Annotated in this window: 14 protein-coding genes; 7 read left to right on the forward strand and 7 right to left on the reverse strand. The window is 63.9% G+C overall.

Annotation, left to right across the window (positions count from 1 at the left end; translation table 11 throughout):
- Window positions 1-116 precede the first annotated feature (116 nt).
- The 3 genes from AC07UX_RS04065 (at window position 117) to rnr (ending at window position 3,702) form a co-directional block, all read left to right on the forward strand.
- Complete coding sequence (locus AC07UX_RS04065; protein ID WP_495190696.1) at window positions 117-335, forward strand: hypervirulence associated TUDOR domain-containing protein; 219 nt, start codon at window positions 117-119, stop codon at window positions 333-335.
- A gap of 86 nt (window positions 336-421) precedes the next feature.
- Window positions 422-1,075, forward strand: coding sequence for an MOSC domain-containing protein (locus tag AC07UX_RS04070; protein WP_495190697.1), 654 nt, complete (start codon window positions 422-424; stop codon window positions 1,073-1,075).
- A gap of 317 nt (window positions 1,076-1,392) precedes the next feature.
- Window positions 1,393-3,702: a ribonuclease R gene (gene rnr, locus AC07UX_RS04075; protein WP_495190698.1), complete on the forward strand. Its 2,310-nt coding sequence runs from the start codon at window positions 1,393-1,395 to the stop codon at window positions 3,700-3,702.
- A gap of 77 nt (window positions 3,703-3,779) precedes the next feature.
- Here rnr and AC07UX_RS04080 read toward each other — a convergent pair whose 3' ends face one another.
- Entirely contained in the window at window positions 3,780-4,235 is a 456-nt protein-coding gene (locus AC07UX_RS04080) for a universal stress protein (RefSeq protein WP_495190699.1), read from the reverse strand.
- Window positions 4,236-4,418: 183 nt separating this feature from the next.
- Between AC07UX_RS04080 and AC07UX_RS04085 the strand changes: the two genes are divergently transcribed.
- From AC07UX_RS04085 to AC07UX_RS04100, 4 genes are read left to right on the forward strand one after another with little or no spacing between them, the layout of a single operon-like run.
- Window positions 4,419-5,729 (forward strand): pyruvate dehydrogenase complex dihydrolipoamide acetyltransferase, encoded by a 1,311-nt coding sequence (locus AC07UX_RS04085; protein WP_495190700.1) that lies wholly within the window; start codon window positions 4,419-4,421, stop codon window positions 5,727-5,729.
- Window positions 5,729-6,145 (forward strand): acyl-CoA thioesterase, encoded by a 417-nt coding sequence (locus tag AC07UX_RS04090; protein WP_495190701.1) that lies wholly within the window; start codon window positions 5,729-5,731, stop codon window positions 6,143-6,145. The genes AC07UX_RS04085 and AC07UX_RS04090 overlap by 1 nt, the downstream gene beginning before the upstream one ends.
- Window positions 6,146-6,162: 17 nt before the next feature.
- On the forward strand, window positions 6,163-7,557 hold the full coding sequence (lpdA, locus tag AC07UX_RS04095; protein ID WP_495190702.1) for a dihydrolipoyl dehydrogenase: 1,395 nt from the start codon (window positions 6,163-6,165) through the stop codon (window positions 7,555-7,557).
- Window positions 7,535-8,176 (forward strand): phosphatase PAP2 family protein, encoded by a 642-nt coding sequence (locus AC07UX_RS04100; RefSeq protein ID WP_495190703.1) that lies wholly within the window; start codon window positions 7,535-7,537, stop codon window positions 8,174-8,176. The genes lpdA and AC07UX_RS04100 overlap by 23 nt, the downstream gene beginning before the upstream one ends.
- Here the strand turns inward: AC07UX_RS04100 and AC07UX_RS04105 are convergent.
- From AC07UX_RS04105 to AC07UX_RS04130, 6 genes are all read right to left on the reverse strand, one after another.
- Window positions 8,150-9,592 carry a DUF2142 domain-containing protein gene (locus AC07UX_RS04105; RefSeq protein ID WP_495190704.1) on the reverse strand — a complete coding sequence of 481 codons (1,443 nt, stop codon included), beginning with the start codon at window positions 9,590-9,592 and terminating at the stop codon, window positions 8,150-8,152. The genes AC07UX_RS04100 and AC07UX_RS04105 overlap by 27 nt on opposite strands.
- A gap of 156 nt (window positions 9,593-9,748) precedes the next feature.
- The gene (locus AC07UX_RS04110; RefSeq protein ID WP_495190705.1) at window positions 9,749-10,690 is read right to left on the reverse strand and encodes a hemolysin family protein; all 942 of its coding nucleotides are present in this window, start codon (window positions 10,688-10,690) and stop codon (window positions 9,749-9,751) included.
- 48 nt (window positions 10,691-10,738) lie between these two features.
- Window positions 10,739-11,248, reverse strand: coding sequence for an rRNA maturation RNase YbeY (gene ybeY / locus AC07UX_RS04115; protein WP_495190706.1), 510 nt, complete (start codon window positions 11,246-11,248; stop codon window positions 10,739-10,741).
- Between the two features lie 88 nt (window positions 11,249-11,336).
- On the reverse strand, window positions 11,337-12,341 hold the full coding sequence (locus tag AC07UX_RS04120) for a PhoH family protein (protein WP_495190707.1): 1,005 nt from the start codon (window positions 12,339-12,341) through the stop codon (window positions 11,337-11,339).
- A gap of 121 nt (window positions 12,342-12,462) precedes the next feature.
- Window positions 12,463-13,812 (reverse strand): tRNA (N6-isopentenyl adenosine(37)-C2)-methylthiotransferase MiaB, encoded by a 1,350-nt coding sequence (gene miaB, locus AC07UX_RS04125; RefSeq protein WP_495190708.1) that lies wholly within the window; start codon window positions 13,810-13,812, stop codon window positions 12,463-12,465.
- A gap of 8 nt (window positions 13,813-13,820) precedes the next feature.
- The gene (locus AC07UX_RS04130; RefSeq protein ID WP_495190709.1) at window positions 13,821-14,582 is read right to left on the reverse strand and encodes a lysophospholipid acyltransferase family protein; all 762 of its coding nucleotides are present in this window, start codon (window positions 14,580-14,582) and stop codon (window positions 13,821-13,823) included.
- Between the last annotated feature and the right edge of the window lie 2 nt (window positions 14,583-14,584).

A 14,584-nucleotide genomic window follows, 5' to 3' on the forward strand; every position in this document is an offset into this window, starting at 1 on the left:
CTTATATCAACCCGCCAAAAAACCCAAGGGAACCAGTTGGCCTTCCGGGAATTTTGCTTTTCGCTGACGACGAGTAACGGCCGGCGCAGCATGGACCCAAGAAGGAGAGGATGCCCATGGCCGAGACATTCCGTAAGGGAACGCGGGTCAAGTGGAATTGGGGGCAGGGCGTCGGCCGAGGGCGTATCGCGGAACGGTTCGACCGCCATGTCGAGCGCACGATCGAAGGCTCGCGCATCCGCCGTAACGGCTCGCCCAGCGACCCTGCCTTCCTCATTACCGCCGACAACGGCGGGGAAGTGTTGAAACTTCGTTCGGAACTGAGCGCCGGCTGACGCTTCGCAGCGAGCAGGCCTGCTTCAAGGCCGCTCCCCGCAAACCGGCCATCGCCTGCCGCGTGCAACCATGGCAGGATAGGGCCATGACCACGCCTTCCATGACCATCGACGCGCTGCTGATCGGCAAGCCCATGCCTTTTCGCGGCCAGGATTATAGTGCGATCGGCAAGAGGCCGGTCGCAGGCCCGGTGCGCATCACATGGGAGGGATTTGCCGACGATGCCGTCGCCGACCGCATCCATCATGGCGGGCTGGACAAGGCGATCCATCTCTATCCCCAGGATCATTATCGCTGGTGGCGGTCACGCAACCCCGACCAGAGCCTGCTCGATGCGCCCGGCGCCTTTGGCGAAAATATTGCTTCGCGCGGCCTCACCGAAACCGACATCTGCCTTGGCGATCGTTTTTCGCTGGGTAGTGCGATCGTGGAGGTCAGTCATGGCCGCCAGCCCTGTTGGAAGCTCGACCATCGGTTTGGCACCCGCGACGTCATGGCGACCATCGTCAAGACCGCGCGCAGCGGCCTCTATCTGCGCGTCGTGCGCGAAGGGGAGGCGCATGCGGGCATGGCCATGGACCTGCTGGAACGCCCCTTGCCCGACTGGCCCGTCGCCCGCGTCTTCCACCTGCTGATCGGTGGCGGCCACAAACGCGATCCCGAAGGCGTTCGAGCGCTGGCCGATACGGCGGTCCTCGCGACTAGCTGGCGGGAGCGTGCCCGCAAGCTGGCGGGGTAGGGGTTTTGGCCAGACGTTGAGCATGCTTTCACCCCTCCCACTCAAGAGAGGGGCCTTGTGACCGGAAGCCACCCAATCGACCATATCTGTCCTACAGACCTCAGTTCGTGCTAGGCTGCACGCTGTTCCTTCAAACGTCTTAACCGCACAATAAAATGTCCTATTCCCGCATCAAAATGTCGAAATCAGCGGGAAATGTGCGAAGTTAAGCGCCGCAAATCCTGTTCGCTGCGGTGGCACATCAAGCCCTCGACGCCGCGTTGCCGCTGCGCGCCATAGCGCTGGCATAGCCGCCGCCGCATCCCTATAGCTGGTCCATGGCATCGACCCCCAAAAGCAAGACACCCGCCCGCACCAAAGTCCGTCCCGCCGGTTTTCCGACCCGCGATCAGGTGGTGGAATTCATCACCACATCGGACCAGCCCGCCGGCAAGCGCGAAATCGCCAAGGCGTTCGGCCTGAAAGGGCAGGAGAAGATCGCGCTTAAGGCGTTGCTGAAGGACATGGCGGACGAGGGACTGATCGACCTCGGCCCGGCGCGCGCCTTCCACAAGATGGGCGGCGTGCCCAAGGTCACGGTCCTGCGCATCGTCGATGTGGACGACACGACCCTGATCGCCACCCCCGAACGGTGGGAAGCCGAGGGCCAGCCTGCGCCCCGCCTGCGCGTGGTGGAGCGTGGCAAGCGCGGCGCTTTGACGATTGGCGACCGCATCCTTGCGCGCACGGAAGAGGCCGGTCGCGGCTGGGTTGCGCATCCGATGAAGAAGCTTGCCAAGGCCAGCGAGGAATTGCTGGGCGTTGTCGAGCAGATGGCCGACGGCAAGCTATGGCTGCGCCCGGTCGACAAGCGCATCCGCAAGGACACGCTGATCAGCGACGTCGGCACTGCCAAGCCCGGCGATCTGGTGCTGGCCGAGCCCCATGGCCGCCCGCCGCGCATCTCCGCGCGCGTTACCGACATCCTCGGCGATCCCTTTGCCCCGCGCAGTTTCAGCATGATAGCCATTCACAAACATGGCATCCCGCATGTCTTCCCGGATCGGGCGGAGGAGGAAGCGACCAAGGCATCGGCCCTGCCGCTGCATGAGGACAAGCGCGAGGATCTGCGCCACCTTCCGATCGTCGCGATCGACCCGTCCGACGCACGCGACCATGACGACGCCGTATGGGCGGCACCGGACGAGGATGAAGGCAATGTCGGCGGGTTCAGGGCGATCGTCGCCATCGCCGACGTCAGTTACTATGTCCGCCCCGGCAGCGCGCTGGACAAGGAAGCGCGCAAGCGCGGCAACAGCGTCTATTTTCCCGATCAGGTCGTGCCGATGCTGCCGCATGAACTGTCATCCGACATGTGTTCGCTGCGCGCGGGGCAGGACCGTGCGGCCATGGCCTGCCACCTCACCATCAATGCACAGGGCAAGGTCACGGCCTGGCGCTTCACCCGTGCCGTGATCCGCGTCGCGGCGGTGCTCGCTTATGAAGATGCGCAGGCGGCAATCGACGGCATGAAGGAGAATGATCTTCTCGAACCCGCGCTCAAGCCCCTCTGGGCTTGCTGGGCGCTGCTGCGCAAGGCGCGCGACGCACGCGATCCGCTGGCGCTTGACCTCCCCGAACGGCGCGTGGTGCTGGACGAATTCGGCAAGATCGTCAGCGTCGCCGTGCGCGAACGGCTCGACGCGCATATGCTGATCGAAGATTATATGATCGCCGCCAATGTCGCGGCGGCCAAGGCACTGGAAGCGAAAAAAGCGCCTGTCATGTACCGCGTCCACGAAACGCCGGGTCGCGACAAGCTGGTCGCGCTCAAGGAATATCTTGCCACCTTCGACATCGATTTCGCACTGGGTCAGGTGATCCGTCCCGCAACCTTCAACGCCCTGATCCGCAAGGTCGGGGAATCGGAGGAGAAGGAGCAGATCATGACCCAGATCCTGCGCAGCCAGACCCAGGCTTATTATAGTCCGCAAAATATGGGCCATTTCGGCCTTGCTCTGGGCAGCTACGCCCATTTCACCTCGCCCATCCGCCGCTATGCCGACCTTCTGGTCCATCGCGCGCTGGTCGGGGCCTATGGCCTGGACCTGCCCGCGCCCAAGGACAAGGCGATCCCGGATCGCTCCTCCCTCAGCCAGGAGGATTATGAGAATATGGGCCGGGTCGGGGAGATGATTTCCGGCCACGAACGCCGCGCGATGGAGGCGGAGCGGGAGACGATCGACCGCTATGTCGCCGCGTTCCTGTCCGCCCATGTCGGCGAGATCGTGAAGGCGCGCATCACCGGCGTTCAGAATTTCGGCTTTTTCGCCACGGTCGATGGGCTGGGCGGCGACGGCTTGGTCCCGGTATCGACCATGGGTGCAGAACATTTCTTCTACGATGAAGCGGGCAAGGCGTTGCAGGGCGTGGACAGCGGCGATCGCTACACTGTCGGCCAGCGTCTCGAACTGCGGCTGGCGGAGGCGGACCCGATCAACGGATCGCTCCGCTTCGAACTACCGGACAATCCCGCCCCGCGCGGTGGCCCGATGAAGCGCGACCGCACCCGTCCGGGCGTCGTCCATCGCGGCCGCCCGAAGAATATCCGCCACATCGGGGCGAAGCGGGGCAAGCATAAGCGCTGATATCGTCGTTGCGAGCGTAGCGAAGCGATCCAGGCAAGCGTCCATGGATGGCTCCGCCGCGCTCGCAAGGCCGAAATTCAACTCAACCGGTCGATCGCCTCTGCATCCAGCCCGCCCGGAATGATCATCAGCGGGCAGGGCAGCTTGCCAGCGTCCGCACCGGCAAAGTGCGTCACCAGCTTGCCCGGATTGCCGCTGGCCGCCGCGCCCAGCACCAGCGCGGCCACATCGTCCATTTCCTCCAGCGTACCGCGCACCACGGCCACGGCATCGCCCTGTCGCACGGTTATGCTGGGGCGGATACCGGATTCGTCGGTCAGCGTGCCGGCCGCGCTGGTCACCAGCGCCTCGGCGCGTTGCAACGCCTCATCCTCCATCGTCGCCTGCACGCCGCCCCACTGGACGAACTCGGCCGGCGGGATCAGCGCCAGGATGCGCACGGCACCGCCCGTCTTGGCGGCGCGGCGCGCGGCGAACCGCAGCGCGGTTTCGGCTTCGGGCGATTCGTCCACGACGACCAGATATGTCCGCACTTCTTATCGTCCCTGCATGATATTTATGGCGCGATGTTTCTGTAAAACATCTCGACGAACCATAGCGGTAAAATCAAAGCCATAAAAGAGGGTCCGCTCCGGCGTCTCTTGACCAGAGCGGCGAATGGGTGAAAACACGGCGCCAACGACCAAAGCCGTAAAGCCAAGAAGAGGCCCGAAAGCATGAGCAAGACAATCCAGATGCCCGCTTTGTCCCCGACGATGGAGGAAGGGACGCTGGCCAAATGGCTGGTCAAGGAAGGCGACACCGTGTCGTCGGGCGACCTGCTCGCCGAAATCGAAACCGACAAGGCGACGATGGAATTTGAAGCCGTGGACGAAGGCGTCATCGCCAAGATCCTGGTATCCGAAGGCAGCGAAGGCGTGAAGGTCGGCACCGTGATAGCCATCATCGCTGAAGAAGGCGAAGATGTCGCGACCGCCGCAGCCGGTGGCGGCAAGGCTGACGCCGCCGCGCCCAAGGCCGATCCGGCGCCTGAAAAGGCCGAAAGCCCCGCACCCAAGGCCGACCCCGTTCCCGCCAAGGCTGCGGCCGCGCCCAGCGTCGCGTCGGGCGACCGCGTGAAGGCCAGCCCGCTCGCTCGTCGCCTCGCCGAAGCCAAGGGCATCGACCTTGCCAGCGTCACCGGTACCGGCACCAACGGCCGCATCGTGAAGGCGGATATTGAGTGCGCCAAGGCCGGCGCACCCGCCGCCACTTCGGCAACTGCCGCGCCGGCCGCCGCTGCTGCCCCGGCCGCCGCAGCCCCCGCACCGGTCGCTGCCGCCGCGCAGGACTTCGGCATCCCGCATGAAGTCGTGAAGCTCAGCGGCATGCGCAAGACGATCGCGCGCCGCCTGACCGAATCCAAGCAGCAGGTGCCGCACATCTACCTGACCGTCGATATTCAGCTCGACAAGTTGCTGAAACTGCGCGGCGAGCTCAATGCCGGCCTCGAAAGCCGCAAGGTCAAGCTGTCGGTCAACGACCTGCTGATCAAGGCGCTGGGCGTCGCGCTGGAGCAGGTGCCCGAATGTAACGTGCAGTTCGCCGGCGACCAGATGCTGCAATTCAAGCGTGCCGACATCAGCGTCGCCGTGTCGATCCCCGGCGGTCTCATCACCCCGATCGTCACGGACGCCGCAGGCAAGGGCGTGGCCTCCATTTCGACCGCGATGAAAGATCTGGCCAGCCGCGCCAAGGACGGCAAGCTGAAGCCGGAAGAATATCAGGGCGGCACCGCCTCGCTTTCCAACATGGGCATGTTCGGCATCAAGCAGTTCGAAGCCGTCATCAACCCGCCCCAGGCCATGATCATGGCGATCGGCGCGGGTGAGAAGCGTCCCTATATTGTCGATGACGCTGTCCAGATCGCGACCGTCATGTCGGCCACCGGCAGCTTCGACCATCGCGCGATCGACGGCGCTGACGGCGCCCGCCTGATGCAGGCGTTCAAGCAGCTGATCGAGAATCCGATCGGTCTGCTCGCCTGATGGCCTATGTCGACGAAATCCCGCCGGATATCAGTCCGGCAGTCCGCGTCATCGCCATGCCGACCGACACCAATCCCTATGGGGATATTTTCGGCGGCTGGTTGATGAGCTGGATGGATTCGGCGGCTGGCTCCGTTGCCGCCCGGCACAGCCATGGTCGCGCCGTGACTATCGCGGTGGAAGGGATGACTTTCCTCCGCCCGGTCGTGGTCGGCGATGAGCTGTCGGTCTTTGCGACGCTCAAGTCGGTCGGTCGCACGTCGATGAAAATCTATGTCGAGGCATGGCGCCGCGCGCGGCATGACGACCGATCCTATCGTGTAACCCACGCGACCTTCAGCTTCGTGGCGATCGGAGAGGATCGCCAGCCCCGTTCCGTTCCGCCCCTGCCGATCGAAACCGGCGCGGCGAAGTAAGATTAGAGAGACTGATCATGGCTGATACTTATGATGTCATCGTTCTGGGCTCCGGCCCCGGCGGCTATGTGGCCGCCATCCGTTCGGCTCAACTGGGCCTGAAGACCGCGATCGTGGAGCGCGAAAATCTGGGCGGCATCTGCCTCAATTGGGGCTGCATCCCGACCAAGGCGCTGCTGCGTTCGGCGGAAATCTTCCACTATATGCAGCATGCCGGCGACTATGGCCTCGCCGCCGAGAAGATCAGCGCCGATATCGAAGCGGTCGTGAAGCGTTCGCGCGGTGTTGCCAAGCAGCTTAATCAGGGCGTCACGCACCTGATGAAGAAGAACAAGATCACCGTCCACATGGGCGATGGCAAGCTCACCGGCAAAGGCAAGCTGACCGTTACCAAGGACGGCAAGACTGAAGAGCTGACGGCGAAGAACATCATCGTCGCCACAGGCGCCCGCGCCCGCGACCTGCCTTTCGCCAAGGCGGACGGCAAGCGCGTGTGGACCTATCGCCACGCCATGACCCCGGCGGAAATGCCGACCAAGCTGCTGGTCATCGGCTCCGGTGCGATCGGTATCGAATTCGCGAGCTTCTATAACGACATGGGTGCAGACGTCACCGTGGTCGAGATGATGGATCGCGTCGTCCCTGTCGAGGACAAGGACGTCTCCGCCTTCCTGGAAAAGGCGCTCAAGAAGCAGGGCATGACCATTCTGACGGGCGCTGGCGTCGACAAGCTGGAAGTCGGCGCGAACGGCGTGAAGGCCGCGATCAAGGACAAGGACGGCAAGGTCGTGAATGGCGAGTACAGCCATGTCATCGTCGCGATCGGCATCGTCCCCAACACCGAGAATATCGGCCTGGAAGAATTGGGCATCAAGACGGAGCGGGGCCATATCGTAACCGATCCGACCTGCAAAACCAATGTGGACGGCATCTGGGCGATCGGCGACGTGACCGCGCCGCCATGGCTGGCGCACAAGGCGAGCCATGAAGGCGTGATCGTGGCCGAAGCGATCGCCGGCAAGCACCCGCACGCCATGGACGTTCGCAACATTCCCGGCTGCACCTATTGCCACCCGCAGATCGCAAGCGTGGGCCTCACCGAAGCCAAGGCAAAGGAAGCCGGTTATGAGGTGAAGGTCGGCATGTTCCCCTTCATCGGCAATGGCAAGGCGATCGCGCTGGGCGAGGCGGAAGGCTTCACCAAGACCGTGTTCGACGCCAAGACCGGCGAATTGCTGGGCGCCCACATGATCGGCGCGGAAGTCACGGAAATGATCCAGGGCTATACCATCGGCAAGACGCTGGAGACGACCGAGGCGGAATTGATGCACACCGTCTTCCCGCATCCGACCATCTCGGAATCGATGCATGAAAGCGTGCTGGCGGCCTATGGGCGTGCGCTCCATATCTGATCGGCGGATATCGCCAGCAAAAGGCGCGGGGGCTCTGGCTCTCGCGCTTTTTTGCGTTCTGGCGATCGCACTCATGCAGCGTGCGGGCTGGCTCGACGGACTGAATGTCGGGCTGATGGAGCGGGCAGGGGCCGCGCGGGATAGTGCTTTGGGGCAGCATGTCACGCCATGGATGCGCAGCGCATCCGCCATCGGCGGAACGGCCGGCCGCCTGATGTTGCTGGCCCTGTCGCTGGGTACGCTATTCTGGGTCGGACGACGAAGGGACGCCTGGTGGCTGGCCGCAATGATGGCGGGGGGCACGGCGCTGAACCTCATTCTCAAGCAGATTTTCGCCGCTCCGCGCCCCGACCTTTTGCCGCATCTGGATAGCGTCCACACCTACAGCTTCCCCAGCGGTCATGCGGCGGGCAACATGATGTTCTTCGGCGCGCTGGCTATGCTGCTGGCGCACCGCAATGCTTATGTCGCGGCCGTGGCGATGATCGCGCTCATCGGCATCAGCCGCGTCTGGCTCGGCGTGCATTGGCCGAGCGACGTCACCGCCGGCTGGGTCGAAGGGCTGGGCTGGCTGGCCTTCTGCCGCCTCTGGCTACCAGCGCGGCGAGGGGAGCAGTAAAGCCCGGCCGATGCTGCCATGGGGCGGCATGCCGTCGCTGGTAATGAACCCATGGACCCAGAAGCTGTCAAACACGGTCGCCGCCGCGATCGTGGCCAGCAGGATCGCAGTGATCGCGAACAGCTTCTGCCCCCCGCGCACCGGCCCGGCGGGCGACAGGGCAATCAGCACAAGTGGCAGGATGGGCAGGAAATATCGCCCCTGCGTCCCCTGAATATAGTCCGCGCCCAGCGGCGTCCCGGTCAGATACATGGCCGTTTCGATCAACAGCGCGATACCCGCCGCCACCGCCAGCCACCAAAGTCGTTGGCCCAGGCCGAAACGCGCGCCGCTCCCGTTGGCGACGCCGGCCCCCAGCATCAGTGCAGCCAGCGGATAGGCAAGGAGCGGCAACAGAATCGCGTTCCAGCCAAACCGCCCGACGATCTGCAACGCATAGACCGGCGCCCGCTCGATCACGCTGCCGACAAGGATTCGGGCATAGGCGACCGGATCATGCAATATGACCTTGAGTTGCTCGCTGAGCGGCGCGGTCATCATCGTCTCGCCGGTCCGGCGCGACTGGATATGATAGAGCGCCTGACTACCGCCCGAATACTGCATCCATCCGACAAAGGCGAACGCGCCCAGCGCCATCGCGCCCAGGATCAGCCCCGGCCTCAGGTCGCGACGATGCTGCTGCCAGCGCAACCCCGCCGCCAGCAACGGCAGATAAACGCCCTTGCACAGCGCCAGCAGCGGCCCGGTCACCAGCAGGGCAGCCGATCGCGCAGGCGTGGAGGCCATGAAACCCGTGCGCAATGTCAGCGCCAGCCCCAGGAAGCCTAGCCCGTTGATAACCGAATCAGGCGATAGCGATCCGGTCTGATAGGCAAATGTCGGCAGCAACGCCGTCGCCAGCAGTGCATTGCGCCCGAAGGGCAACAGCCGCAGCGCCGCGATCAGCAGCAGCAGGCCGCTCAGCGCATTGACCAGCCGCCCGGCATAGAAAGCATCGATCCAGGGCAGGCCCATCGCCCTGCCCAGCATCAATCCCGCCGCGCCCGGTGCATAAAGGCTCGGTGCATAGCTGGCGACATTGGGGAAGTCGGCAAAGGCGGTTCCGGTTCGTCCGGCATCCGCCTGCGCACTGGCGGCGATCCGCGCGCGATCGAACCGGCGCAGGGTAGGCGGCACATCGGTCGGGAAATCGACGGCGTGAATGTCCAGCGCCGCACGGGGCAAATCGGTGCCGATAGCCTCGCCCTGTTGCCGGGTCAAAACGTCGCCCTGGGCCAGCGCCAGCGCCTTCATATAATGCTGGTTCTCATCCGGTGCCTGGAAGGGCGGGGTGATGACCGTAAAGAACAGGGTCGCGGCGCACAGCAGCGCCAGCAGCAATGTCTCGATCGGCGACCATGGCGTGGCGAAACTCATGTCCGCACTACCGCCGCTCTGAAATCTGCTACGCTCGTTTCGCATCGCCTGCCATATTCGTCAAAAGACGGGTCCCTATGGCAGGCTATGCGCGTGCAGGCTTAATATTTCGCCTCTATATTGCATTTCTGCTGACGATTTGCTGGTAGGGGCCGCTTACTCCTCCGCCTCTTCCAGTGCGACCGGCGGATGCAGGCGCAGCCGCGTGACGCGGCGACCATCGCTGGCGACGATCTCCAGCTTCCATCCGCTGGGGACATGGTCCAGTATCTCACCCGGATCAGGCACGCGCCCCGCCAGAACGAAGGCCAGGCCGCCCAACGTGTCGACATCTTCCTCGACCTCGCCCAGCTTTTCGTCGATTTCGTCCGCGACATCGTCAAGCTCCGCGCGCGCGTCGGCCTCCCACAGGCCGCCTTCGAGCGGAACCAGCATCGCTTCGGGCGCATCGTCATGCTCGTCTTCGACGTCCCCGACGATTTCCTCGACCAGATCCTCGAACGTCAAAAGCCCTTCCGTGCCCGAATATTCGTCCAGCACGATGGCCAGATGCGTCCGTTTCGCGCGCATTTCCGCCAACAGGTCCAGCGCCCCCATGCTTTCGGGCACATAGAGCGGCTGGCGGATCAGCGGTTCCAGCGTCTCGGGAACCGGGGACTTGCCGGCCAGGATGGCGAAGGCATCGCGAATGTGGATCATGCCGACAATGGTGTCGAGCGTGTCGCGATAGACCGGGATGCGGCTATGCCCGGCCTCGGCGAACAGATCGGCCAGATCGGCGAAGCTCGCCTTCTCCTCGATCGCGATAATGTCCGCGCGGGGCACGGCGACGTCATCGACCGTATGTTCGGAAAAATGGAGCAGGTTGCGCACCATCTGCCGCTCTATCGCGGACAGGTCGCCCTTGGCCGGGGGCGCGCTATTTTCATCCAGCTCGTCTTCGTCATATTCGTCGAGCGCTTCTTCCAGCTCCTTGCGGAGACTGGTTTCCTCGCCCTCGCCGAACAGGAGCGACTTGATGCCGCTCCATAAGCCGCCCTCGTTGCTACTGTCCCCTTCTTTCGAAGCGGTGCCGTCCTTCGGACTGCCGTCAGCCATAATTTCGCTCAATCCCCTGTCAGCGCGTGTCGATCGGACAACGCGATATCAAACGCCCTCCCGATCTCCATAGGGATCGGCAAGGCCCAAGCTCAGAAGCGCTGCAATCTCCAGCGCTTCCATCGCTTCGGCCTCATTGTCGTCCATATGGTCATATCCAAGCAAATGAAAAGTCCCGTGAACAATCAAATGCGTGGCATGATCGGCGACGGAAATCCCCTTTTCCGCCGCTTCGGCGACGCAAACGCCCTCCGCCAGCACGATATCGCCCAGCAACACTTCGCCATCGTCGGTATTGGCGGTGGCCTGAAGCAAATCGTCCTGCACCATCGGGAAGGACAGGACGTTGGTGGGCTTGTCCTTGTCGCGATAGGCGCGATTGAGGCTATGGACTTCCTCATCGGACGTCAGCTTGACCGCCACTTCATACAGCGTCTGGTCGGCCGCGAAGGCCGCATAGGGGCTGTGCGCGATGGCGGTGGCCACGGCGCGCTGGGCCAGAAATTCCCAGTCGATACCGGGCCAGCCCGCTTCATGGAGGACGGCGACTTCAATCATTCAACATACTTTCCGTTCGGTTCGGGCCTGTCGAGAACCGGCTATGCACGACGCTCCCCGACACGTTCGAAGCGGACGGATGGCGACTTCACGCATCCGGCCCCTCATAAGCCTGCACGATCCGCCCGACGACCGGGTGACGCACGACGTCGGAGATGCCGAACGGCACCATGGCGATGCCCTCCACGCCGTCCAGGCGAGCCACCGCATCCGCCAGGCCCGATATGCCCGGCTGCGGCAGATCGACTTGCTTGGGGTCGCCGCAAATGACCATGCGGCTGCCTTCGCCAAAGCGGGTCAGGAACATCTTCATCTGCGCGATCGTGGTGTTCTGCGCCTCGTCCAGCACGATGAAGGCGTTGGCCAGCGTCCGGCCGCGCATGAAGGCCAGCGGCGCGATCTCGATCTCGCCGCTTGCGATCCGCCGTTCGACCTGCTCGGCCGGCAGCGTATCGTGCAGCGCGTCGTAGATCGGGCGGAGATAGGGATCGACCTTCTCCTTCATGTCGCCGGGCAGGAAGCCCAGCTTCTCGCCGGCCTCCACGGCCGGGCGCGACAGGATCAGCCGGTCGACGCTGCCGGTGATAAGCTGGCTTACCGCCTGGGCGACCGCCAGATAGGTCTTGCCGGTCCCTGCCGGGCCAAGCGCGAAGATGATGTCGTTGCGGTTCAGCGCCTCCATATAGGTGACCTGAGTTGCACTGCGCGGCACGATCGTCTTCTTGCGCGTGCGGATCATCACCTTGGGCGGCTCGGCGACATCCTGGCGGATGATGCCGTCCAGCGTTGGTTCGGACGACATGGCGATCACCGCTTCGACTGCGCCGGCGTCGATTTCCTGCCCCGCAACGATGCGGTTGTAAAGGCCGGTCATCACGTCGCGGGCGCGTGCGGCTGCATGGGCTTCGCCCTCGATCTGCAACTTGTTGCCGCGCGCGGCGATATACACGCCCAGCCGATTTTCGATCGCGACCAGATTCTGGTCATATTGGCCAAAGAGCGTGGTCAGCAGATGGGGCCGTTCGAAAACGACCTCCAGCCGTGCCCGTTCGGCAACATCTTCGCGATGGTGGTGGTTCGGTTTCTTGCCCATGGTCAGCCCCTTCCCGTTTCCGTCATCCTCGCAAAGGCGAGTATCCATCTTCCGCCGTTCGATCCTGGTGGACAGGGGCGAAGATGAGTTCCTGCAAGTGCGGGAACGACGGTGTTTTGGTTCAAGCGGCCTTCCTCCTGCTGATTTCGCCGGCCAGGCTGTTCGGGCCGGCGCTGATGATATCGACTTCAACCATGTCGCCGATGGTAAGATCCGGCGCGGTCACGACCACGGACTGAAGCCAGGGCGACTTGCCGATCAGCTGACCGGGGTAGCGGCCCTTGCGCTCCAGAAGAATGTCGGTGGTGCGGCCAACGGTGGCGGCGTTGAACTCTACCTGATGCCGATTGATGACGGCCTGAAGGCGGGCGAGCCGATCGTCCATCACCGCCGCCGGGATCTGATGATCCATATCGGCCGCAGGCGTGCCAGGACGGGGGCTATATTTGAAGCTGTAGCACTGGGCGTAGCGCACCTGCTCGACGATCTTGAGCGTGTCCTCAAATTCCGCGTCGGTTTCGCCGGGGAAGCCGACGATGAAATCGCCGGAAAGCGCGATGTCCGGCCTGGCCTCGCGAACCCGATCGATGATGCGCAGATAGCTGTCGACGCTATGGCTGCGGTTCATGGCTTTGAGGATGCGGTCGTTGCCCGATTGCACCGGGAGGTGCAGGAACGGCATCAGCTTGGGTTCGTCGCCATGCGCGGCGATCAGGCCGTCGCTCATGTCGTTGGGGTGGCTGGTGGTATAGCGGATGCGCTTGAGGTCGCCGATCTTGGCCAGTTCACGGGCCAGGCCGTCCATGCCCTGCATACGACCCTTGTCGTCCTCACCGGTCCAGGCGTTCACATTCTGGCCCAGCAGCGTGATTTCGCGCACGCCACCATCGACCAGTGCCTTGGCCTCGTCGATGATCGCGCTCCAGCTGCGGCTGATTTCGGCGCCGCGGGTATAGGGCACCACGCAATAGGTGCAGAATTTGTCGCACCCTTCCATGATGGTCAGGAAGGCGGTCGGTCGCGCCTGCCTGGTGCGGGCGGGCAGGGCGCCGAATTTGGATGCCAGCGGCATGTCGGTGTCCACCGCTTCCTCGCCGCGTCCGACCTTGTCGATCAGGTCGGGCAGGCGGTGATAGGCCTGCGGGCCGACGACGATATCGACATTGCGCGCGCGTCGCTGGATCTCGCTGCCCTCCGCCTGGGCGACGCAACCGGCGACCGCGATCATCGGGCGGCTGCCATCGTCGCGCACCATGCGGCCGATGTCCGAATAGACCTTGTCCACCGCCTTTTCGCGGATGTGGCAGGTATTGAGGATGACCAGATCGGCCTCGGCGCCATCGGCCGCAGCGGTCATGCCGCGGGTGCCCAGCATCTCGGCCATGCGCTCGCCATCATAGACGTTCATCTGGCAGCCGAAGGATTTGACGTGGAAAGTCGCTGGAGTCTTTTGGGCGTCGTTACGATTCATCTTACCCGCTATACAGGCGGAGCCGCGTAAGCGGAAGGGTGCTGATGCGTTGCCATGCTGGCGGCGATCCGTTCGCGCGCCATGGCAGCGATCGCCTTGCGATCGGCGCAGGCGGCGGGATCGAACGGCGGCAGGAAGCGCAGCGTCACAGTCATCGCTCCTTTGCGGCCCAGAATGCGTTTCGCGTTTTTCTCGGCGCCTTCATCCCCGTACCACGCGATGGCTGCGGTATTATCGGCGCCATAATCGATATGCACCGGCTGGATCATCACCGCACGCGGCGGCGGCAATAGCACGGCGAGCAGAGCGGGCTTGAACGGCAGCAACCCACTGCCATCACTGGTCGTGCCTTCGGGGAAGAGTGCCACCGGCTGATGGCCAAGCAGCGCTGCGCGTAACGCATCCAGCTGCCCCGACAGCGCGCCACGCCGTTCGCGCGCGACGAACAACGTGTTGTTCTGCGCCGCCAGCCAACCGATCACCGGCCAGCGCGACACGCCATCATGAGAGACGAAGGCGGCGCCGGTAGCGCCACCCAAGGCCAATATGTCGATCCAGCTGACATGATTGGCGAGCAGAAACATGTCGCCATCATGGGGCTGCCCGGCGATCCTGACGCGCGCGCCGACCGACCGGGCCGCGAGTGCCAGAAAGCGACGCGGCCAGGGGGAGGGGCGGCGTGCGATACGCCATAGCAGATGGGGAAACAGGCAGAGCAACAGGCTGCCGGCCAGCGCCGCCAACCGCAACAGGCGACGGACGCTGCCCAAGA

The organism is Sphingobium sp. GW821-FHT02B05 (assembly GCF_059421905.1).